The organism is Sphingomonas sp. Leaf5 (genome assembly GCF_001421155.1).
Classification (GTDB): Bacteria; Pseudomonadota; Alphaproteobacteria; order Sphingomonadales; family Sphingomonadaceae; genus Sphingomonas.
Map to the genome: position 1 here is coordinate 381556 of NZ_LMJZ01000001.1, position 22524 is coordinate 404079.

15 protein-coding genes and 1 tRNA gene are annotated in these 22524 nt (G+C 65.2%); 12 read left to right on the forward strand and 4 right to left on the reverse strand.

Annotation, left to right across the window (positions count from 1 at the left end):
- A complete protein-coding gene (locus tag ASE50_RS01785; protein ID WP_056394785.1) occupies positions 1-897 on the reverse strand; it encodes a DMT family transporter in 897 nt (298 codons plus the stop codon).
- Positions 898-1012: 115 nt separating this feature from the next.
- Here ASE50_RS01785 and ASE50_RS01790 point away from each other — a divergent pair, with 115 nt between their 5' ends.
- The gene (locus ASE50_RS01790; protein WP_056394786.1) at positions 1013-2545 is read left to right on the forward strand and encodes an aminoacyl--tRNA ligase-related protein; all 1533 of its coding nucleotides are present in this window, start codon (positions 1013-1015) and stop codon (positions 2543-2545) included.
- A gap of 129 nt (positions 2546-2674) precedes the next feature.
- Here ASE50_RS01790 and ASE50_RS01795 read toward each other — a convergent pair whose 3' ends face one another.
- Positions 2675-3133: a DUF3597 domain-containing protein gene (locus tag ASE50_RS01795; RefSeq protein WP_056394789.1), complete on the reverse strand. Its 459-nt coding sequence runs from the start codon at positions 3131-3133 to the stop codon at positions 2675-2677.
- A 108-nt stretch (positions 3134-3241) separates the two neighbouring features.
- On the opposite strand from ASE50_RS01795, the gene ASE50_RS01800 reads away from it, so the two are divergent.
- Both ASE50_RS01800 and ASE50_RS01805 read left to right on the forward strand, forming a co-directional pair.
- Positions 3242-5488: a ribonuclease R family protein gene (locus ASE50_RS01800; protein ID WP_056395625.1), complete on the forward strand. Its 2247-nt coding sequence runs from the start codon at positions 3242-3244 to the stop codon at positions 5486-5488.
- A gap of 94 nt (positions 5489-5582) precedes the next feature.
- Positions 5583-6851 (forward strand): methyl-accepting chemotaxis protein, encoded by a 1269-nt coding sequence (locus ASE50_RS01805; RefSeq protein WP_056394791.1) that lies wholly within the window; start codon positions 5583-5585, stop codon positions 6849-6851.
- Positions 6852-7482: 631 nt separating this feature from the next.
- Here ASE50_RS01805 and ASE50_RS01810 read toward each other — a convergent pair.
- On the reverse strand, positions 7483-9261 hold the full coding sequence (locus ASE50_RS01810) for an ABC transporter transmembrane domain-containing protein (protein WP_056394794.1): 1779 nt from the start codon (positions 9259-9261) through the stop codon (positions 7483-7485).
- 212 nt (positions 9262-9473) lie between these two features.
- Here ASE50_RS01810 and ASE50_RS01815 point away from each other — a divergent pair, with 212 nt between their 5' ends.
- Positions 9474-10706, forward strand: coding sequence for a polyhydroxyalkanoate depolymerase (locus tag ASE50_RS01815; protein WP_056394796.1), 1233 nt, complete (start codon positions 9474-9476; stop codon positions 10704-10706).
- A gap of 60 nt (positions 10707-10766) precedes the next feature.
- On the opposite strand, the gene ASE50_RS01820 is transcribed toward ASE50_RS01815, so the two are convergent.
- A complete protein-coding gene (locus ASE50_RS01820; RefSeq protein WP_056394798.1) occupies positions 10767-11246 on the reverse strand; it encodes a pyridoxamine 5'-phosphate oxidase family protein in 480 nt (159 codons plus the stop codon).
- A gap of 125 nt (positions 11247-11371) precedes the next feature.
- Between ASE50_RS01820 and ASE50_RS01825 the strand changes: the two genes are divergently transcribed.
- The 8 genes from ASE50_RS01825 to ASE50_RS01860 all read left to right on the forward strand — a co-directional run bounded on the left by ASE50_RS01825 (position 11372) and on the right by ASE50_RS01860 (position 22011).
- Positions 11372-11446, forward strand: a tRNA-Gln gene (locus ASE50_RS01825).
- 92 nt (positions 11447-11538) lie between these two features.
- Entirely contained in the window at positions 11539-12936 is a 1398-nt protein-coding gene (locus ASE50_RS18430) for a hypothetical protein (RefSeq protein WP_056394800.1), read from the forward strand.
- A gap of 258 nt (positions 12937-13194) precedes the next feature.
- On the forward strand, positions 13195-16596 hold the full coding sequence (gene hsdR, locus ASE50_RS01835) for a type I restriction-modification system endonuclease (RefSeq protein WP_200909440.1): 3402 nt from the start codon (positions 13195-13197) through the stop codon (positions 16594-16596).
- Positions 16597-16629: 33 nt separating this feature from the next.
- Entirely contained in the window at positions 16630-18111 is a 1482-nt protein-coding gene (locus tag ASE50_RS01840; RefSeq protein ID WP_056394802.1) for a class I SAM-dependent DNA methyltransferase, read from the forward strand.
- Positions 18108-19445 carry a restriction endonuclease subunit S gene (locus ASE50_RS18930; protein WP_200909441.1) on the forward strand — a complete coding sequence of 446 codons (1338 nt, stop codon included), beginning with the start codon at positions 18108-18110 and terminating at the stop codon, positions 19443-19445. Before ASE50_RS01840 ends, ASE50_RS18930 begins: the two co-directional genes overlap by 4 nt.
- Before the next feature lie 15 nt (positions 19446-19460).
- Positions 19461-20381, forward strand: coding sequence for a restriction endonuclease (locus ASE50_RS01850; protein WP_056394804.1), 921 nt, complete (start codon positions 19461-19463; stop codon positions 20379-20381).
- A 59-nt stretch (positions 20382-20440) separates the two neighbouring features.
- Positions 20441-20764, forward strand: coding sequence for a helix-turn-helix transcriptional regulator (locus ASE50_RS01855; RefSeq protein ID WP_056394807.1), 324 nt, complete (start codon positions 20441-20443; stop codon positions 20762-20764).
- Positions 20764-22011, forward strand: a complete 1248-nt coding sequence (locus ASE50_RS01860; RefSeq protein ID WP_056394809.1) for a type II toxin-antitoxin system HipA family toxin — start codon at positions 20764-20766, stop codon at positions 22009-22011. Before ASE50_RS01855 ends, ASE50_RS01860 begins: the two co-directional genes overlap by 1 nt.
- The last annotated feature ends 513 nt before the right edge of the window (positions 22012-22524 follow it).

Here is a 22524-nt window from a genome sequence, read left to right on the forward strand (position 1 = left end):
TCAGTCCTCCTCGACCATCGAACGGACCTTTTGCCGGCCGAGACGGTGTTCGCGCCATACGATGAACAGCCCGCTGGCGATGATGATCGGCGCGCCGACCCATGTCATCGACGTCGGTAGCACGCCGAATAACAGAAATCCGTAGACGGTCGCCCAGATCAGGCCCGAATAATCCATCGGCACCACCGTCGCGACCGGAGCCGCGCGCGACGCGGCGGTCAGCGCGATCTGCCCCATGCCGCCGACCATGCCGATCGCGATCAGGTTCGCCCATGTCAGCCAGTCATGCGAGCGGATGTTGAACGCGTAGGCGATGGCGATGAACGGCAGGGTCAGCGTCGAGAACCAGAACACCGTCGTTCCCGCCGGCTCGTCGCGCAACTGGCGCAGCGCGATCGCGACCAGCGCGACGAACAGCGCCGCCATCAACCCGACGAACGCCCCGAACAGCGGCACATGGGCACTGCCCGGTTGCGCCACGACGAGCACGCCGACGAACCCGACCAGCACCGCGCTCCACCGCTGCCAGCCGGTCGGTTCGCGCAGCACCAGCGCGCCGAGCAGCGTCGCAAAGATCGGCACGGTGAACTGGAACGTCGTCGCCTCCGCCAACGGTAGCAGCAGGACCGCGCCGAAGGTGAAGACCATGCCCACCAGCCCGATCATCGACCGCGTCAAATGGCCCCTGATCCGGGTGGTGCGCAGCGATTTCAGGCCCGGTCCGGCAGCGACGAACCCGAGCACGATCGGCAGCGCGCACAGCTGGCGATAGAACATCGTTTCGGGCAGCGACGCGCCGCGCGTCTCCGCCAGCTTCACCAGTGCGGACATGGTGGACAGAAAGAAGATCGCGAGCAGGCGAAGCGCCAGCCCCTTCAGGATGCGGTCGCCGGGCATGGGGGGGCACCTACAGGCTGTCGCGCAGCGACGCCACCCCATGAGCGTCGCGTCGCGGTGGAGGCGCGTATCGCCGCTTGGCGAACGGGCCTCTTTGCCGCTATCGCCCGGTCCCATGAAGCACGCTCTCAACGTCACCCGCGAACAGGATTTCGCCGCCTGGTATCAAGCCGTCATCACCGAGGCCGATCTGGCCGAGGAATCCGGGGTGCGCGGATGCATGGTCATCCGGCCATGGGGCTATGGCATCTGGGAGCGTATCCAGCGGCTGCTCGACGACCGGATCAAGGCGACGGGGCATGAAAATTGCTATTTCCCGCTGTTCATCCCGCTGTCCTATTTCGAGAAGGAGGCCGAGCATGTCGACGGCTTCGCCAAGGAAATGGCGGTCGTCACCCACCACCGGTTGATCGCCGACGGCAAGGGCGGGCTGACCCCCGATCCCGAGGCGAAGCTGGAGGAGCCGTTGGTCGTGCGCCCGACCAGCGAAACGGTGATCGGCACCGCCTTTTCCCGCTGGGTGCAGTCGTGGCGCGACCTGCCGGTGCTGATCAACCAATGGGCGAACGTCGTCCGCTGGGAAATGCGGACCCGCATGTTCCTGCGCACCGCCGAATTCCTGTGGCAGGAAGGGCATACCGCCCATGCCACCGCGCAGGAGGCGCGAGAAGAGACGCTCAAGATGCTCGAAGTCTATCGCGAGTTCGCCGAAACCTGTCTCGGCCTGCATGTGATTGCGGGCGAGAAGCCGGAGAATGAACGATTCCCCGGCGCGGTCGCGACCTACAGCATCGAAGCGATGATGCAGGACGGCAAGGCGTTGCAGGCGGGTACCTCGCATTTCCTCGGCACCAATTTCGCCCATGCGCAGAATATCCGCTTCCAGAATGCCGAAGGGCAGTTCGAACACGCCAATACGACCAGCTGGGGTGTGTCGACGCGGATGATCGGCGGGGTCATCATGGTGCATGGTGATGATGACGGCCTGCGCGTGCCGCCGGCGATCGCGCCGTGGCAGGTGGTGATCGTGCCGATGCTGCGCGACGCGCCCGAGGACGAACCGCTGATCGCCTATTGCCGCGAATTGCAGGCGGCGCTGGCGAAGCAGACCGCGCTCGGCGAACCGGTCCGCGCGCTGCTCGACCTGAAGCCGGCCAAGGCCGCGACCAAGCGCTGGGGCTGGGTCAAGAAGGGGGCACCGGTGATCATCGAGGTCGGCGGGCGCGACATGGCCGGCGGCAATGTCTCGGTCGTGCGTCGCGATCGGCTGTATCGCGCCGATGGCAAGCTCGATTCGCAGGTCGTCACGCAGGCCGATTTTGCCGCGTCGATCGGCGAGACGCTGTGCGATATTCAGGCGACGTTGCTGGGGCAGTCGACCGAGCGGCTCCGCGCGCAGATCGTCCCGATCGACGATTGGGCCGGCGTCGAGGCGCATTTCGCCGAGGGCATCCGGAACCCCGGCTGGGTCGACGTTCGCTGGTCGAAGCCGACCGGCGATGCGCTGGAAACGGTGGTGCAGCGGCTGAAGGGGCTGAAACTGACCATCCGCAACGCGCCGCTCGGGCAGACCGGATGCGACGACGGGCCGTGCGTGTTTACCGGTGTGCCGGCGGTGGAGCGGGTGCTGATCGGGCGCGCGTACTAAGCGTTACGGGCTGCATAGCGTAAGAAGCGTATCCCCGCCTCCGCGGGGATACGCTCAGGTCAGGCTATACTTGGCACTTATCGGCACTATGCCCCGATCTTCACTTGGGTGCAGTCGGGGCGTCCGGCCTCAATTCTTCAAATTACCCGGTACCTGTCCACCGGCCTTGCCCAGTTCCTGCAATACCGCCTTGTGCAGCCAGATGTTCATTTCGGCGCTGCCATCCTTGGCACCGGTATAGCCGAGTTCGGTCGCCAGTTCCTTGCGGTTGTCGAGGCTTGAATCGAGATCGAGCAGCTTCATCAGGTCGACGATCGACGTCCGCCAGTTCAGCGCCGGGTTGCCCTTCTGCTGCGCGATCCGTTCGATCGCGGTCATCGGGTCGACTGACTGCGGGGCGGCCGGCGCGGCCGGGGCGACCGGAGCAGGAGCGGGTGCGGCGGGGGCCGGCGCATGCTGCTGGGTCGGCGCTGGCGCGGGAGCCGGCTGCGGCGCGGGCGCTTCTTTCTTCTTTCCCAGATAATTGTCGCCGAACGGACCGCCGTCCTTGCCGAAGATCTGCGTCTTGATGCGTTCGAAGATACCCATGTCACTCTCCCGTTCGGAACTGTCGGGCGGCTAACGGACGGCGCGCGCATCGGCTCCCTTCGGTGTTAGCCATTGGTCTGACGCGCGGCACGTCCTATGTCGTGGGCGATGGTACGCACCAAAACGCCGCCCGGCCTGCCCACCCGCGAGCAGATCCTCGATTTTATCCAGACGTCCGATACCCCCGCGGGCAAACGCGAGATCGCGCGCGCCTTCGACCTGTCGGCGCAGCAGAAGATATCGCTGAAGGCGATGTTGAAGGACATGGCCGATGAGGGCGTGATCGACAGCGCGCCGGGCCGCGCGTTCCACAAGATGGGCGGATTGCCGAAGGTCACCGTGCTGCGCGTCGCCGATGTCGACGATGGCGGCAATGTCTGGGCGGTGCCCGAACGATGGGAGGCGGAGACGCCGCCGCCGCGTGTGCGGGTGCGCGAACGCGGCCGGCGCAGCGCGCTCGGCATCGGCGACCGCATCCTCGCGCGCACCGAAGAGGCCGGCAACGGCTGGGCGGCCTACCCGATGAAGAAGCTCGATCGCGCCGCCGATGCCGTGCTGGGCGTGCTGCGTGCCGAGGGCGACAAGCTGTGGTTGCAGGGTGTCGACAAGAAGGAGCGCCGCGAGGTGCCGGTGACCGATGCCGGCGGGGCCGCGCCGGGCGATCTGGTGCTGGCGGCACTCGGCGGCCGCCCGCCGCGCATCACCGCGCGCGTGGTGGAACGGCTTGGCGATCCGTTCGAGGCGCGCAGCTTCTCGCTGATCGCGATTCACAAGCACGGCATCCCCGATGTGTTTTCGGACGACGTGCTGGCCGAGGCGCGCAAGGTCGCCGGGTATCCGCTCGGCGAAGACCGCGAAGACCTGCGCCACCTGCCGATCGTCGCGATCGACCCGATCGATGCGCGCGACCATGACGACGCCGTCTGGGCCAGCCCCGACGACAGCGGCGACAATGAGGGCGGCTGGCGCGCGATCGTCGCGATCGCCGACGTGTCCTATTATGTCCGACCCGGCTCCGACCTCGACAAATCGGCGCGGTCGCGGGGGAACAGCGTCTATTTCCCCGACCGGGTCGTGCCGATGCTGCCCGAAATCCTGTCGGCGGATGTCTGTTCGCTGAAAGCCGGGCAGGACCGCGCGGCGCTGGTCTGCCACCTGAACATCGCGAAGGACGGCAAGCTCAGGGACTGGCGCTTCACCCGCGCGGTCATCCGGGTCGCCGCTAACATCGCCTATGAACACGCGCAGGCTGCGATCGACGGCGTCGCCGATGCGCCGGTCGCGCGCGACCTGATCGACGGCGCGCTGAAACCGCTCTGGGGCTGCTGGGCGGCGCTTGCCAAGGCACGGGCGCAGCGCGAGCCGCTCGACCTCGACCTGCCCGAACGGCGGATCGTGCTGGATGAAAAGGGGCGCATCCTGTCGGTCGCGCCGCGCGAACGGCTCGATTCGATGCGGCTGATCGAGGATTTCATGATCGCCGCCAACGTCGCCGCCGCCAAGGCGCTGGAGGCGAAGAAGGCGCCGGTCATGTACCGGGTCCACGAACCGCCGACGCGTGAGAAGCTGGTGGCGCTGAAAGACTATCTCGAAACCTTCGACGTGCCGTTCGCGCTGGGACAGGTGATCCGGCCGGCGACGTTCAACCATGTGCTGGCGCGGATCGGCGACGCCGATTTCAAGCCGCAGGTGATGGAGCAGATCCTGCGCACCCAGACGCAGGCGTTCTACGGCCCACAGAACCATGGTCACTTCGGCCTCAGTCTCGGCAGCTATGCGCACTTCACCTCGCCGATCCGCCGTTATGCCGACCTGATCGTCCACCGCTCACTGGTCGGCAGCTATAAGCTGGGCGAAGGTGCGCTGCCCGCCGACGACGCGGCCAATATGGAGCGCGTGGGCGAGGCGATCAGCGGCCTCGAACGCCGGGCGATGGAGGCGGAGCGCGAGACCGTCGACCGCTATGTCGCCGCCTATCTGGCCGAACATGTCGGCACGGTGATGGAGGCGCGGATCATCGGCGTCGCCTCGTTCGGCTTCTTCGCGACGATCGAGGGAGTCGGCGGCGACGGGCTGGTCCCGGCACGCGACCTCGGCACCGAATATTTCCGGTTCGACGAAACGTCGCAGTCGCTGATCGGCGACCATAGCGGCGAGACGTTCAGCGCCGGCCAGCGCCTGTCGCTCCGGCTGGCCGAAGCCAATCCCGTGTCGGGGGCGCTGCGGTTCGAACTGCCCGATGGCAAGGGGTCGGCGGGCGGTGGCGGCGGTGACCGGCGCAAGGGGCCGCCGCAGCGCGTGCTGAAGCGTCGCGGTCGGCCCGCCAATATCCGGCATCAGGGGCGCAAGCACTGACGACCGGCCGCTAGCAAAAAAACCGGGTGTGTCATCGCGGTGTCACGCCCGGTTAGTCGCTGGTTTACCATCCGCCCCCTAGGTCGGCCGGGTGATGACCGCGCTCTCCCGCCTCGACCCCGGCCTTGCCGCCGAGCATCTGACCATCGGGCAGGATGCGACGCTGAGCGCGATCGTCGAGCGGTTTCGCGCGCATCACGATCTGCGGCTGCTGGCGGTGCTCGATCCGCAGCGCCGGCCGGTGGGGGTGCTGCGCGAGGTCGATGTCCGCGCGCTGCTGTTCAATCCGTTCGGCCATGCCCTGCTCGACAATCCGAGCTTCCGCGCGAGTACGGCGCGTCTGGTGCGCCGGGCGACGATCGCCGATGCCGATACGGCGGTGCCCGAACTGGTCGGCCTCCACAGCGACGACGGCGTCGTGCTGGTGCGCGACGGGGTGTTCGCCGGCCTGCTCGACGCGACGCGGCTGCTGCGGATGGCGGCGCGCTGGCACGGCGACATGTCGGTCGAGGCGCGGACCCGTGCGGAACGGGTGCGACGGGCGGCGCATGCCTTCGAAACCGGGATCCGGCAGCTGTCGTCCGATATCGGTATGGCCTGTACGGCCATCGGGCAGGTGGCGGCCGACCTCGATCACCGGGCCGCGACGACGCGCGGCGGGGCGATGTCGGTTGCGGCGGCGGCGCATCAAACCGCGCAGGGCATGGTCGACATCGAACAGCGCGGACGGGCGCTCGCCGCCTCGTTCGAACGGATTACCCGCGATACCGATCACGCCGACCGCCTGCGTCGCGACGCGGGCGATCTGGTCGAGCGCAACCGGGGGCATGTCCAGTCGCTGTCCGACGTCGCGACCACGATCGAGGCGATGTTGGACCTGATCCGTGGCCTGACCCGGCAGACGAACATGCTGGCCCTGAACGCCGGGATCGAGGCGGCCCGCGCCGGGGCGGCGGGGCAGGGTTTCGCGGTCGTCGCGGGCGAGGTGAAGTCGCTCGCGCGCCAGACCGAGACGGCGGCAAGCGATATCGCCGGCCGGGTCGATGCCGCCCGCGCGCTGCTCGACGACGTCACCGGCGGACAGCGCGCGGTCCAGTCCGCCATCGCCGCGATCGGCGCGGTCACGACGACCATCGCCACCGCCATCGCGGCCGAGCGCGACACAACGCAGGCGATCGCGATCCGGGTCGAGGAAGCGCGCGGGGCCGGTGCCGATATCGACGCACGCGCCAGCGGCATCGCGGCGGCAGCCGACGGGATCGGCGATCAGGCGGGCACGCTCACCCGGCTGGTCGGCGGGTTGGCGACGCTGAGCGAACAATTGCAGGGACGGGCAGGGGAACTGGTTTCGGCGGTAGCGTGACGGGGCGGGGCGAGGCGAGCGTCAACCTTTCGCTTCGGTTCGAGCCGCTTCTCGACTACGCTCGAAGCTACTCGAACCATTCACCTTGAACTGAAGCTCGTATCATCGGCATCGTCATCCCGGGCTTCCGCTATTCTTCGATCACGGCGCGCAAGAAACGGAACCCCGGGTCAAACCGAGATCTCTGCGAAAGTCGCGCGCTAAACCAAGCCTAGCCGTACCCCGGCGAAGGCCGGGGTCCAGTTGGGGGACGTTCGTACCTTACCGAAAAACCTTTCCAACTGGACCCCGGCCTTCGCCGGGGTACGGTCAAAGGAGTTTTGCAAATGTCTCGGTCAAGCCCGGGGCTTCATCACACCTAGGGCCGATCGACATTCAGTAAGGTTTCGATTTTTCCTCTCCCTGACAAGGGAGGGGCTGGGGGTGGGTCGGTCTGTGGCTGGCGAGTCGCTCCCTAGCGGGCCAACCCACCCCCGACCCAGCGTCGGGTAAACAGTGCGCCGCACTGTTTAGGTCATGCCGGGGGCATGACCGGCCCGACGCTCTTGTCAGGGAGGGGAGCAGTTCGCTGGCCTGACAGCTGAATGTCGATCGGTCCTAGGCGCAGGGGTGCCGGGTGACCGCCAAACCCTCAACCCGCCTCGTGAAACTGCAAATTCGCCAGCCGCGCATAGAGCCCGCCCTGCGCGATCAACTCGCCATGGCGGCCGGTCTCGACGATCCGGCCATGGTCCATGACGATGATCCGCGACGCCGCCCGGACGGTCGCCAGCCGGTGCGCGATCACCAGCGTCGTGCGATCCGCCATCAACCGGTCGAGCGCATCCTGCACCAGCCGCTCGCTCTCGGCATCCAGTGCTGAGGTCGCCTCGTCGAGCAGCAGCAGCGGTGCATCGCGCAGCAACGCGCGGGCGATCGCCACCCGTTGCCGCTGCCCGCCCGACAGCCGCGCGCCGCCTTCGCCCAGAAACGTGTCGAGCCCTCCGGGCAGCGCGCAGAGGAAAGTGGTCGCATTGGCGGCATCGGCGGCGGCCCAGAGTTGGTCGTCGCTCGCGTCCCAGCGGCCATAGCGCAGGTTGTCGCGGGCGGAGGCGGCGAAGATCACCGTTTCCTGCGGCACCATCGCGATGCGCGCGCGCACCACTTCCGGATCGGCGTCGCGCACGTCGATCCCGTCGACCGCGACGACGCCCGATGCCGGGTCGTAGAAGCGTTGGATTAGCTGGAACAGCGTCGACTTGCCCGCCCCCGACGGGCCGACCACCGCCACGGTTTCGCCCGGCGTCACGTCGAGCGTGAAATCGGCCAGTGCCGCGACGTCGGGCCGCGTCGGATAGTGGAAGGTGACGTCGCGGAACGACAATGCGCCCCGCGCCGGTTCGGGCAGCGCGACCGGTTGCGGCGGCGCGGCGATCACCGGCCGCTCGGCCAGCAATTCGGCCAGCCGCCCGGCCGCACCCGACGCACGCAACAGGTCGCCATAGACTTCGGTCAGCGCGCCGAACGATCCGGTGACCAGCGCGGCGGTGATGACGAACGCGGTGATCGCGCCGCCGGTCGTCCGTCCCGCCGCCACGTCGCTGACCGCATCCCACATGATGAGCGTGATTGCGGCGAACAACATGCCGATGACGAAGGCGGTCATGACCGCGCGCGTCGCGAACCGCTTCTTGGCGGTTTCGAACCCGCGATCGACGGCGGCGTCGAACCGGTCGCCCTCGCGATGCTGCTGCCCGAACGCCTGCACAATCTTCATCGCGCCCAGCGTTTCCGACGCGATCGATCCGATATCGGCGATCCGGTCCTGGCTCGACCGCGACAATTTGCGCACGCGCCCGCCCAGCCACATGATGGGCAGCACGATGACGGGAATGCCGACGATCAGGTAGATCGCCAGCTTGGGCGCGAGCGCGAACAGGTACAGCACCCCGCCGATCCCGACCAACAGGTTGCGCAGCGCGATCGATACCGTCGTGCTGACGATCCCCTCGACGATCGCGGTATCGGCGGTCAGCCGCGACGCGATCTCGGACGGCCGGTTCTCCTCGAACCAGCCGGGCGACAGCGTCAGCAGGTTGCGATGCACCGCCATGCGCAGGTCGGCGACGGTCCGCTCGCCCAGCCACGATACGAAATAGAAGCGCCCGGCGGTGGCGATCGCCAGCACGACGACCACGCCCAGCAGCCCTTCGAAATAGGTACCGATCCGGCTGAGGTCCGCGCCCGCCGCGAATCCATTGTCGACCACCTGCTTGAACGTGCGCGGGATCCACAACGTGGCCAGCGCGGCGGTGACCAGCGACACCAGGGCACCGGCCAGTTGCGGCTTGTAGCGAAAGGTGAATCGCCAGACGAGCCGGAGCGCCGGCAGCATCTTCGAACGGTCGGGGGCGGGGGCCGGATCTGCCATGGCGCGCGGCTTAGCGGTTGTGCGAACCGACCGCAAAGGGAACCTCTGCGCCACTTCGTTGCTTACACGTATCGACTGATACGGTGCCGGATCACCCTTACCGTTTCGGTGCGGAATTTGGTGTACGACGTTCGGAGCGTTGCCGGTGGCAACGAATCGCTATATTTTTACTGGTACGGGTAGTCCCCGTCAGACCAGTTTCGGGGATGCCCATGTTGTATAACGCTTATGAATGGCAACGATCGTTGCTGGCCGGTGCCAGCGCGATGGCGAATTTCGGGGCCGGCCTGCTACAGAATCCCAGCAATCCCTTCGCCTATTTCGGCGGCGGACCCGTATTGGGCTCGGCACTCGCCGTCTTCGCCCACGCCTCTGCCCCGCGCGGCAAACCCGCCTTCAACCTGACCAGCACCGTCATCGACGGGCAGACGGTGGCGGTGCGCGAGGAAATCGTGCTGCGTCGCCCGTTCGGCCAGTTGAAGCGCTTCGTACGCGAAGGTATCGAGGGCGGCCCCAAGCTGCTGATCGTCGCCCCGATGAGTGGCCACTATGCCACGCTGCTGCGCGGCACCGTCGAACGGATGCTGCCGAGCGCCGATGTCTATATCACCGACTGGCGCGATGCGAAGCTGGTGCCGTTGTCGGCGGGGCGGTTCGATCTCGACGATTATATCGATTACGTTACCGCTTTCCTCGAAAAGATGGGCGAGTCCGGCGATGCCCGCGCGCATGTGCTCGCGGTGTGTCAGCCGTCGGTTCCGGTCTATGCCGCGACCGCGCTGATGGGCGCGGACCAGCATCCCAACCGTCCGCGTACGCTGACCATGATGGGCGGGCCGATCGACACGCGCGAAGCCCCGACCGCGGTCAACACGCTGGCGACCGAACGCCCGCACGCATGGTTCGAACAGAATGTCATCGCGACCGTGCCGATGACCTATGCCGGTGCCGGTCGCCGCGTCTATCCGGGCTTCCTGCAACTTGCCGGTTTCATGAGCATGAACCTCGGCAGCCACATGATTTCCCATTACGAGATGTTCAAGCATCTGGTGCAGGGCGACGGCGAAGGGGCGGGAACCACCCAGCGCTTCTACGAGGAATATCGCGCGGTCTGCGACATGACCGCCGAATTCTATTTGCAGACGATCGACGTGGTGTTCCAGACCCATGCCCTGCCCGAAGGCACGATGCTGCATCGCGGGCGGCCGGTCGATCCGGGCGCGATCACCGACACCGCGATTCTCGCGATCGAAGGGGAGCGCGACGATATTTCGGGGCTGGGCCAGACCCGCGCCGCGCTCACGCTGGCGACCGCGCTGCCGGAGGATATGAAGCAATATCATATGGCACCCGAAGTCGGCCATTACGGTATCTTCAACGGGTCGAAATGGCGCAACCGGATCGCGCCGGTGCTGGAGGAATGGATCGCCCGCCACGGCGGATAATGCCTCATGCAGCGGTTTGAAAGAAAGGGCGGGGGTGCGAAACCCCCGCCCTTTTTTCGTTCAGACGTCGACCTTGGCGTGGCTGCCGGCTTCGTCGCGGCCCTTGATCGTCTGGCCGGTGAACATCTTCAGCTTGCCGAGCAGCGACTGATCGGTTTCCCAGATTTCGGCGCTGTCGAGGTCGAAGCGCAGCATCAGCAGCGACGGGTCCTGCCGGCCCTGTTCGTACCAGGCTTCGACCTGCTTCGACCAATATTTGTCGATCAACGAGGTGTCGGTCTCTTCGGTCAGCGTACCGCTGATGCAGGCGAACAGGTCATGCCCCTTGGCGATGAACTGCACCATCGCCGAACCACCTTCCGCCGCCCGGTTGTCGCGCTTGGTATAGAACCAGAACTCGCTGTCGGCGTCCTCGTCGAGCACGGCGTACATCGGTTCGGAATGCTGGTGCTTGCCGGTCAGCCCGAGCATCACATAGGGGCTGGCCGCCATAGCCTTCCACATGGCTTCGCGGATTTCGGTGGGGCTCTTGTCGGACATCGGCTTTCCTTCTTGACTATGCCCCGCCTCAACGACCCAGAACGCACAGGTTTCCCGCACAATCCCGGTTGCACAACATCGACAATATCCCTAGTGCCTCCCTCCACCGCGCCCGCCGCGGTCGCTGGGGCGTCGCCAAGCGGTAAGGCACCGGTTTTTGGTACCGGCATTCGTAGGTTCGAATCCTGCCGCCCCAGCCAGCTTGTCATCTAAGTTGTTGTTTTAACGGCAGAACATCGGTCGCAACCACTGGATTGGGCCGGTGGGTGTGACGGCTCCATGTGGAGATGCCGTGCCTGCGATCCAGAACGTCGAGCGCCGAGGCGCCGTCTATTACTGGCGCCGTACCGTCCGTTTTCAGGATGGTAAGCCTTTTACCCTACGCCTCAGCCTTCGAACGACCGCCCAGGCGGTGGCGCGCAGCATGGGGTGCGCGATGACCGCGAAGAGCGAGACGCTGAAGATGACCTTGGGCCACGACGGTCGAGCCGCAAGCCTGACGACCGTCCAGAAGGCCGGGATCTTCCGCAGGGCGATGGAGGGGATGCGCGATCACCTCGAGCAGGTCCACGTCGGCTACCAGCGTACCGAACCCGACGCGACCTTCATGATTGAGGGGCTCGTCGGCATCTACGAGGCGATGTTGAGGGATTTCGTCGTGCATGGCGTCCCGGAGAACGTCGGCAGCCGCCAACACGTCGAGACGCGTTTTCCGGGGCTGTCGGACGAGCAGAAGGAGACGCTTATTGACTTCTTCGCCGATCGACCGGACTGGCGTGAACGGTCGCATGACAAGGCGGTGCAAGATCTCCGAACGGCGGGCGTTGTCGAAACCGAAGACAATCTGGACATTGCCCGGAAGGTCAATCTTGAAGGACGGCTGGCGGCCGCGCTGGAATATCGGCGTCGTCTCATTGATCCGGGAACGATGTGGGCGGCCATGGCCGACGATCATGTCCCCACCGCGCCGATGCCTTTCGCCGCTGTTGCTGCCGCACCGGCGACTGTTCCTGTTCCATTGCGCGGGGCAGAGGTGGCCGAGCCGTGGGTATCGATGACGCCGACCCAGGCCGCGGAGCGGTTCATCGCCGACAATCCCAAGATCGTCGGGGACGCGAGACGCAAGGCGCGCTGGACGGAAAAGACCCGAACCCAATTCCTGTCGGCGGCGCGCCTACTTGAGAAGAGCTACGGTATAGGCAAGTTCGGCATCAAGGACGACGACGAAGCGTGGCGTGTTGCTCTTCCAGAGCGAGGTCAGGTCATGGTGCATGGTGGTTCTCCGGCGGGCTCGCGCGCCCGCGTGTCGAGGAAAGGAAATTTCAGCGGGCGGCGGGCCGACCAGCGCGCCACCGGTTCAGCGCACGGAGCGCGGCTTGTGCGGGGTGGCTGGCGTCGTCGAAATCGCCGAACAGCCGCGCCCAGCACTGCCACCCGGCTAGGGACGGCCGGCCGTAGTGATTTGGCCGGAGAGGATTACTCGGGTGGGGCAGCGTATGATGAGCCGGAAGGCGATGTTTGTGTCGGCATTTATGCGCCGATCGGTACCGAGACGGTGGCCGCCGTTGAGGCGAGGCAAGCTTACTGTTGCGATATTAGGTATATGACGCATTTGCGGTGTGCTCTAGGCGCGCACCCTCGACCAAAACCGCGCAAGGCGCTTGGGATGAGGATTACGGATGGTGGGTAAGGACCGGCAGTGCCGGGCGACGGTGAAGATCCTGATCAAGGGCAGAGCCGGCGGGTGCCAACTCTCATTTTCCTCTCTTCAGAACCTTCGCTTCGCCTTTCCCTGTAGCTCAGCGCTACCGGCGCTCTTTTCGATGCTGCCGATACGGTCATCGCTCAATTTTGGCACGTAGCGGCACTCCGCGTCGCTGCGTTGTTTCGCGTGATTTCGCATTTCGTTGATGATTGAAGACGATGCAGGCCATGCTAACAAGCGAGCGTGGATATTGAGCAGGGCGGCAATTTCGGCTTTCTGGCGGCGCGCGACAGCCAGTTGGCGCGGCTGGGCGCATTGGCCGAGAGCTATTTCCGTTCCGATCCGCCGGCCGCATTGCTAAAACTGCGACTGTTTGGCGAGGCGCTGTCGAAACAGGTTATGGCGCGGCATGGCCTGCCGTCTTCGTCGTCGGCAACCTTCGACGAGGTGCTGCGCGAAGGGAAGGCTCGCAATATATTCCCGCAACAGGTCGCGGACTTGCTGTTCCAGATCAAGCGTTGGGGAAATGCCGCCGCACATGAGGACCGAGGCTCCGCAAGTGATGCCCTGAACGCGCTGAAATTCGCAAGCGCGATCGGCGTCTGGTACCATCGCACCTATCGGAACGCGCCGTCGTTCGATCCCGGCCCCTTCGTACCGCCGATGGCTCCTGCCGATGCCGATATTGCCTTGCGCGAACAGCTTGAAAAACTGCGCAAGACGGTCGCCGACAGCCACGACGCGGAGGCGCAGGCCCGGCTGCGCGCGCAGGATGCCGAGGCGGCGCGCGAACGTCTGTCAGCGTCGATCGACGAGCAGCAGCGGCAACGCGCGTTCTGGGAAAACTATGCGGCGGAGACCGAAGCCGCGTTGGCGAAGGCTCGTGAAGAACTGGCCGCGATCCGCGTCGAGGCGCAGGCGGCACCGACCCAGGATCTGCAGTTGCTATCCGCTGCCGCATCGCGCGCGGCGGAGAAGGTCGAGCTGGACGAGGACGCCACCCGCGTCCTCATCGACGCGAAACTGCGCGCGGCGGGCTGGACCGTCGACAGCGACACGCTGACCCATGCCGCCGGCACCCGGCCCGCTTATGGCGAGGCGATGGCGATCGCTGAATGGCCGACGAAGAAAGGGCGGGTCGACTATGCGCTGTTCATCGATGGCCGTTGCGTCGGGGTGGTTGAGGCGAAGAGGAAGAAGATCGACGTTCCCGCCATGCTGGGACAGGCGCGGCGCTACGCCCAGGATATTACCCTGACGCCCGACGAATTGCCGGGTGGCGGTTCGTGGTTGGACGGCGGGCAGCGCTATCGCGTGCCGTTCCTGTTCGCGACCAATGGCCGCGCCTATGTAAAGCAGCTGGCGACGAAATCGGGTATCTGGTTCTGGGACGCCCGCACCCCGGGCGCGGTGCCGCGCGCGTTGCCCGAATGGTTCAGTCCGCGCGATCTGGAAGAGCGGCTGGCGCAGGCTATCCTGCCCATTGACGCGCATCTCGCCGAGCAGGAACTGGGCGTCGCCGGCCTGCGCCCCTATCAGCGCGACGCGATCGTAGCGGTCGAAGACGCGATCCGCGCCGGGCGGCGGGACATGCTGGTGGCGATGGCGACCGGCACTGGCAAGACCCGCCTCGCCATCGCGCTGATGTACGAGTTGCTGCGCGCCAATCGCTTCCGTCGCATCCTGTTCCTGGTCGATCGCAGCGCGCTGGGTCGCCAGACGCTTGACGCCATGAGCGTGACCGACACCAGCGGCTTCCTGAAATTCGACCAGGTGTTCGGCGTTGCCGATCTAGAGAAGAAGCTGCCAGAAGCCGTCGACCGGGTGCAGGTCGCGACCGTGCAGGCGATGATCCGCCGCCTGTTCGACGATCCCGATGCAGCGCGCCCGACGCCTGGCACCTATGACCTCATCATCGTCGACGAGGCCCATCGCGGCTACACGCTGGACGCCGAGCTGCGCGAAGAGGATCTCGGCTTCCGCAATCTCGACGATTATCTGTCCGCCTATCGCCGGGTGCTCGACTATTTCGACGCGGCGACGGTGGCGTTGACCGCGACGCCCGCGCTGCACACGACGCAGATCTTCGGCCTGCCGGTCTATCGCTATGGCTATCGGCAGGCGGTGATCGACGGATGGCTGATCGACCATCGTCCGCCGCGCCGGATCACCACCGCGCTCAGCCAGACCGGGATCCGCTTCGACGCGGGCGACGAGGTAGAGATCGTCGACCGCCAGACTGGCGAGATCGAGCTGATGACGCTGCCCGACCAAGTCGATTTCGAGGTCGCGGCGTTCAATCGCAAGGTGTTAACCCAGGCGTTCAACCGTGCAGTGGCGCAGGCGGTGGCGCAGGAATGCCCGCCCGACCAGCCGGGCAAGACGCTGATCTTTGCGGTCAGCAACGACCATGCCGACATCCTGGTCGACGAACTCGCCAAGGCGTTGACCGAGGAATATGGCGCGCTGCCCGGCGGGCTGGTCGAAAAGATCACCGGCACGGTCGATCGCCCGCTGGAGCGGATCAAGGCGTTCAAGAACGACCCGCGCCCCAAATATGTCGTCACCGTCGATCTGCTGACCACCGGCATCGACGTGCCCGCGATCACCAACCTGGTTTTCGTGCGGCGGGTGAACAGCCGTATCCTCTACGACCAGATGATCGGCCGGGCGACCCGGCGATGCGACGAGATCGGCAAGACCCATTTCCGCATCTTCGACGCGGTCGACATCTACACCGATCTTCAGGATGTGACCGACATGCGGCCGGTGGTGGTCGATCCGGCACTGAGCTTTGCCACGCTGCTGGGTGATCTGGCGCGCGCTACGCAGGAGGATCAGGCCTTCGTCCGCGACCAGATCGTGGTGAAGCTGCGCCAGCGGCTGCCTCGACTCGCTTCATCTGCGCGGGAGCGGATCGAGCAGTTGCTGGGGTCGCCAGACGCCTTGCCCAATCGCCTGCGCGACGCGACGCCCGCCGAGGCGCTGGCGCTGTTCGAGCGGCATCCCTTGCTGATCGACATTCTGGACCAAGGGCCACGCGAGCGAACCGATCCCGGCGTCTTCATCTCCGGCCATGACGACGAACCGGTCAGCGTCGAGGATGTCTTCCCCGACCATGCCAGCCCGGCCGATTATATCGAGAGTTTCGAGGCCTATGTCCGGTCCCAAATGAACGTCGTGCCCGCGTTGATCGCCGCGACGCAGCGGCCGCGCGACCTGACCCGCGCCGAGTTGAAGGAAATCGCGGTCCTGCTCGACGCGCACGGCTTTTCCGAAAGCCACCTGCGCGCCGCCTATGGCCGCGTCCGCAATGCCGACATTGCCGCGCATATCATCGGATTCGTGCGACAGGCGGCACTCGGCGATCCGCTGGTCCCATATGCCACGCGCGTCGAGAGCGGGGTCGAGCGTATCCTGGCGAGCCGCGACTGGACGCCGACCCAGCGGCGCTGGCTGCAGCGCATCGGCCGCGCGCTGAAGGAGCAGCCGGTCGGCGATCCCGCGATCTTGTCCGACCCGCTATTCGCCCAGAATGGCGGGTTCGATGCGATCGACCGTGAGTTCGACCATCACCTGCGCGATGTGCTGATGGACCTGAACGTCGCCATCTGGGATAGCCGCGATACCGACCAGGCGGCCTGATCCGCCCCAATTGACGACAAAGGACGACGCCCCGTGAACCCCTCCGCCGAACTGGTGAACAAGCTGTGGCGGCTCTGCGCCATGCTCCGCAAGGACGGCATCACCTATCAGCAGTACGTCACCGAACTGACCTACCTGCTGTTCCTGAAGATGGCGTCGGAGCAAAAGGACGAGAGCCGCATTCCCGAGGCCTATCGCTGGTCGCGGCTGAAGGCGGCGAACGAGGCGGAACTGCTGACCGTCTACAAGCGCGCCCTGATCGATCTGGGCGATCCCGCCAAGGTGCCCGATCGCTCGGTCGTCGCCATCTTCCAGAACGCGTCGACCATCGTGCGCGAGCCCGCCAATCTGCGCCGCTTGATCGACGCGATCGACGGGCTGCACTGGTTTTCCGCCGAGCGTGACGCATTCGGCGACGCCTATGAGGGCCTGCTCCAGAAGATGGCGGAGGAGACCAAGCGCGGGGCAGGGCAGTATTTTACCCCGCGCGTCCTGATCGACGTGATGGTTGCGCTGATGCAGCCGCAGCCGGGCGAGGTGATCCAGGACCCGGCGGCGGGCACCGGCGGCTTCCTGATCGCCGCCGACCGCCACATGCGCGAAGGCACCGACGACTATTTCGAGCTGTCGCCCAAGCAGCAGGCATTCCAGCTGCGCGAAGCGTTTCGCGGCGTCGAGAACGTCCCCGACACCTTCCGCCTGCTGCTGATGAACCTGCACCTCCATAAGATCGACCCGACCGATCTGGTGCTGGGCGACACGCTGTCGCCGCGCGGCGGCGAGGCGGCGTTCAAACGCGCCGACCTGATCCTGAGCAACCCGCCCTTCGGCCCGGCGGGCGGGCCGCCGACGCGCGACGACCTGACCATCACCGATCGAGTCTCGTCCTATCAGCTGCCCTTTGTCGAGCACATCATCCGCGCGCTCGCCCCCGGCGGCCGGGCGGCGGTGGTGGTGCCCGACAACGTCCTGTTCGACGATGGACGCGGCAAGGCGCTCCGGCGGATGCTGATGCACCGCTGTGACCTGCACACCATCCTGCGTCTGCCAACCGGCATCTTCTATGCACAGGGGGTCAAGACCAACGTCCTGTTCTTAACCCGATCCGCCGAAGCCGACCCGGCCGAGGACGCGACGCAGGCGGTATGGATCTACGACATGCGCGCGGGCGCGCCTGCCTATGGCAAGACCAACCCGCTGAAGCGCGCGGACTTCGCGGGCTTCGTGGCGGCGTTCGGCGACGATCCGCATGGCCGCGCGGAGCGCAAGGACGAAGGCGAAACCGGCCGCTTCCGCCGCTTCGACCGTGCCGCGCTGGAGGCGCGGGGCGACAATCTCGACATCAGCTGGCTCAAGGACACCATCGCCGAGGCCGAGGATGGTCTGGACACGCCCGAGGACATTGCAGCGGCGATCGAAGGCCATCTGATGGCCGCGCTGGAGGAAATCGGTGCTCTGGTGGCGGGATTGGGCAACGAGGCAGAAGAACCGATCTTGGCGGAGGCGGCGGAGTGACGTTGCCGAAGGGGTGGGTTGAGACGACGTTGGGGGAAGTCGTCACTACGAAGCTCGGCAAAATGCTCGATGCGAGCAAGAATAAGGGTGAGCTCGTTCCATATCTTCGCAACGTAAATGTGCGGTGGGGGGCGTTTGACCTCTCAGATTTGCTAGAGATACGCGTCACCGCTCAGGAACGTGAGGAATTGTCGATTCGCGACGGTGACTTATTAGTATGTGAAGGTGGTGAGCCAGGCCGGTGCGCTGTCTGGCGCGGAGGTGCGCGTGATCTGGTCTTTCAAAAGGCTATTCATCGAGTGCGGCCCCTCGATGGGATTGATACTGATTACGTAGCAGCGTTCTTTAATCATCTTGCCGTCGTGGATGGATTGTCTCATCTTTTTACCGGGACCACTATCAAGCACTTGCCGCAGATAGCACTTCAACGGATCACCCTTCCATTACCCCCTGCGGTCCAACAGCGTGGCATCGTAGCGAAGCTAGGCCGCCTGAATGCTCGACTTTTCTCAGCGCGCGCCGAACTGGAACGCGTGCCGAGCTTAGCGAAACAGCTTAAGTCCCAAATCCTCCGCGATGCGTTTGACGGTCGAACCCAAAGTTCACGCCTTCCGCGCGCGCAATGGGAATCGCATTCCGCCGCTAAAATCTGCGCAAAAGTACAGAGCGGCGGTACGCCCAGAGCCGGATTTGCGGAATCGGGCATCCCATTTTTGAAAGTCTACAATATCGTGGCGCAGCAAGTCGCCTTCGATCATAAGCCTCAATATGTCGCTGCGTCAGTGCATGAAAAAGAATTGAAGAAATCTATTACATGTCCCGGCGACGTTTTGATGAACATCGTTGGGCCCCCTTTGGGCAAGGTGGCGATCGTTCCGGACGCTATCGGCGAGTGTAATATCAACCAAGCCATTACGCTTTTTCGTCCCGGCGACCGCGTTGTATCGAAATGGCTGTATTATTTTCTTTGCAGTGGCCAGAGTGTGGCGAGCGTGGTGAACGACACGCGTGGCATAGCCGGACAAGTGAATATTTCTCTTTCACAATGTCGCGCCTTCCAGATTCCGATCCCCCCGGTTGACGAACAAGAGCGGATCATCGGCGACATCGAAGCAGCCTTTGCCCGCGCCGACCGCCTCGAAGCCGAGGCCGCCCACGCCCGCGCGCTGCTCGACCGGCTCGAAGCCGCGATCCTCGCCAAGGCGTTTCGCGGCGAGCTGGTGCCGCAGGACCCGAATGATGAGCCGGCGAGCGTGCTGCTCGACCGCATCCGCGCCGAACGCGCCGCCGCGCCGAAGCCGAAGCGCGGGCGTGCGCGCAAGGCCATGGGCTGAGCGAGGAGGGGACATATGGCCATTCCCGACTATCAGGCGCTGATGCTGCCTGTGCTGCGCCTCGCCGCCACCGGCGTCACACGCGTGCCCGATGCAGCGGCGGCGATCGCAGACCAACTCGGCCTGACCGAGGCGGAGCGCGAGGAGATGCTGCCCAGCGGGCGGCAGCGCGTGCTGCACAACCGCATCCACTGGGCGAAATTCTACATGGCTAAGGCGGGATTGATCGACAGTCCCGAACGCGGCCGCTTCGTCGCCAGCGCAGAAGGAAAGGCGCTGCTCGCGACCCAGCCGGCGACGATCACGGTCGAAACGCTGAAGGCCTATCCCGCCTTCGCGCAATTCTATGCGGGGGACGCGCAGGCCTCCCCCGCCGAGGCACAGGTCACCGAAGCCGCCGCCACCGCGACCGCCACGCCGGAGGAGCAGATCGACGCGGCGCACGGCGTCCTCCACGCGGCACTGAAGGCCGAACTGCTACAGCGCGTGCTGGCGCAGAGCCCGGCCTTTTTCGAACGCACGATCATCGATCTGCTGGTGGCGATGGGCTATGGTGGCAGCCATGAGGGCGCCGCGCTGAGCTTGGGGCGCAGCGGCGACGGCGGCGTAGACGGCGTGATCGACGAGGACCGCCTCGGCCTCGACCGAATCTACATCCAGGCGAAGCGCTATGCCCCGCATGTCGGGGTCGGGCGGCCAGACGTGCAGGGCTTCGTCGGCAGCCTGGTCGGCTTCGGCGCGACCAAGGGCGTGTTCGTCACCACCTCAAGCTTCAGCGCGCCAGCGATCGACTTCGTCCGACACCTTCCGCAGCGCGTGGTCCTGATCGACGGCGCGCGCCTCGCCGAACTGATGATCGAACATGGCGTCGGCGTTCGCGTGAGCCGGACGATCGCGGTGAAGCGGCTGGACGAGGACTTCTTCGCGGATGAGTGATGGATCAAATATGCGACATATCAGTAGATATGACGCATATTTGATGCTAAATATCCGGAATGGTAGCCCAGTCGCGATATGCCGAAAATGCGCTCAAGTTAATGGCCGACACGCTACGCGCCGCGCGAACAGAGCAGCGCCTATCGCAAGCAAACCTCGCCGGTCGGGCGGGAATATCAAGATCCCTGCTCGTGCGGGTCGAACGCGGGGAACCAGGTTGTGCGATCGGTACCGTGTTCGAACTGGCGGCGATTCTGAAGGTGCCGCTGTTCGGCCTCGACGAAAAGGAAGTGGCGCGCGAGGCTAACCGCGTGGCCGATCGGCTCGCTCTGCTGCCCGCCGCTGTTCACAGCCGCCGGATTCCCGTGGACGACGATTTCTGATGGCGGATCAGGCGTTCGTCTGGGTCTGGCTGCCCGGACACACCGAGCCGGTCGTGGCGGGCCGTATCTTTCGCGACGGGCAGCGGCTGTCGTTTAATTATGGCCGCAGCTATCTTGCGCGCGAGGACGCGGTCCCGCTGTACCTGCCGGAACTGCCGCTCGTCCCGGGCGCAATCGTGCCGTTGCCCGGTCTTTCGATGCCGAACAGCCTGCGCGACGCCGCACCGGATGCCTGGGGACGCCGGGTCATCCTCAACCGTTTGTTAGGGCGGCAGGCGCGGGATGGCGATGTCGATCGCATTGACGAGCTGAGCTATCTGCTCGAGTCCGGGTCCGACCGGATCGGCGCGCTCGATTTCCAGGCCTCGGCGACCGACTATGTTCCGCGCGCTGCGATCGGCGCGACGCTGGGCGAACTGATCCAGTCGGCTGAGCGGGTCGAAGCCGGCATCCCGCTGACGCCCGAACTGGACCGGGCGCTGCACCATGGTAGCTCGCTGGGCGGTGCACGGCCCAAGGCGCTGCTGACCGACGGGACGACGAAATATGTCGCCAAATTTCCCGCAGCCGGCGACGTCCATAATGTCGTGAAGGCCGAATATGTAGCGATGCGGCTCGCCGCCGAGGCCGGGTTGAACGTCGCGCCGGTACGGCTGGTGCAGACGCAGGGTAAGGACGTGCTGCTGGTCGAGCGCTTCGACCGTGTGGCAGTCGGTGAGGACTGGTCGCGCCGGGCGATGGTGTCGGCGCTGACGCTGCTCGAACTGGACGAGATGATGGCACGCTACGCCAGTTATGAGGTGCTGGCCGAGATCATCCGCCACCGCTTCGCCAGACCGCGCGAGACGTTGCGGGAGCTGTTCGGCCGCCTGATCTTCAACGTGTTGTGCGGCAACACCGACGACCACGCGCGCAACCACGCGGCGTTCTGGGACGGCGCTTCGCTGTCGTTGACGCCAGCCTACGACATCTGTCCGCAAGCTCGCGCGGGTGGTGAGGCGGGGCAGGCGATGCTGATCCATGGCGCGCGCCGCGACAGTCAGTTGGGGCTCTGCCTCGACGCGGCTGGCGCTTTCCTGCTGACCCGCGAAGCGGCCGACGCCATCATCGACCACCAGATCGCCATTATAGGTGAGCGCTATGACGCCGTCTGTGATGAGGCTGGCCTTTCCGTTGTCGGACGCGACCTGATGCGCGGGCGGCAGTTCCTCAATCCCTATGTCTTGCAGGACTATCGCAAAGCGTAGGGGCGACCACGCCCCGCCCGAGGCGGCGAAGCCGCAACCCCGCGTTAGCGCTGGCAACGCGTGAGCGGTGTCACCTCGGCGCGCAAGCGCCGATCCAAGCGGCGCCGAAGGCGACGCCGCATACAATCTTACGCGCTCCATAGCGCGTAAGATTGTAGGTATTGCGCCTAAAAAACCGATAACCCTAATTTCGGCGTTTTTTAAGGAAAGCAGCCTTTTCCTGGCAAAGTTCACAGGTCGCGGTCAAAATTTACCCGAAAACCCGAATAACTCTCGATAACGTAACTATATTCTAACAATAAAACACTAAATAATAAAAATTTTAGGCTTAAATTAATGAACTACGTGTTCTTTCAAGCTGATTTACCGCCACGGGAGAGGCAAAATTAGGGTTATCGGGGAAAATCCCTGCAATAATATTTCGCAAAAGAGCAACCTTAAGGCATAATGCTGCGTTCGCCATATCTATTCGGGTTTTCGGTTTTTTTAGTACGGAGGACTTCCTACCCGGCA

Coding starts and splice junctions, on each gene's coding strand:
- ASE50_RS01800 (WP_056395625.1), top strand. CDS start 3,242: ATGGTACGCACCAAAACGCCGCCCGGCCTGCCCACCCGCGAGCAGATC.
- ASE50_RS01820 (WP_056394798.1), bottom strand. CDS start 11,246: ATGTCCGACAAGAGCCCCACCGAAATCCGCGAAGCCATGTGGAAGGCT.
- ASE50_RS01790 (WP_056394786.1), top strand. CDS start 1,013: ATGAAGCACGCTCTCAACGTCACCCGCGAACAGGATTTCGCCGCCTGG.
- ASE50_RS01810 (WP_056394794.1), bottom strand. CDS start 9,261: ATGGCAGATCCGGCCCCCGCCCCCGACCGTTCGAAGATGCTGCCGGCG.
- ASE50_RS01785 (WP_056394785.1), bottom strand. CDS start 897: ATGCCCGGCGACCGCATCCTGAAGGGGCTGGCGCTTCGCCTGCTCGCG.
- ASE50_RS01795 (WP_056394789.1), bottom strand. CDS start 3,133: ATGGGTATCTTCGAACGCATCAAGACGCAGATCTTCGGCAAGGACGGC.
- ASE50_RS01850 (WP_056394804.1), top strand. CDS start 19,461: ATGGCCATTCCCGACTATCAGGCGCTGATGCTGCCTGTGCTGCGCCTC.
- ASE50_RS01860 (WP_056394809.1), top strand. CDS start 20,764: ATGGCGGATCAGGCGTTCGTCTGGGTCTGGCTGCCCGGACACACCGAG.
- ASE50_RS01855 (WP_056394807.1), top strand. CDS start 20,441: ATGGTAGCCCAGTCGCGATATGCCGAAAATGCGCTCAAGTTAATGGCC.
- ASE50_RS01805 (WP_056394791.1), top strand. CDS start 5,583: ATGACCGCGCTCTCCCGCCTCGACCCCGGCCTTGCCGCCGAGCATCTG.
- ASE50_RS01815 (WP_056394796.1), top strand. CDS start 9,474: ATGTTGTATAACGCTTATGAATGGCAACGATCGTTGCTGGCCGGTGCC.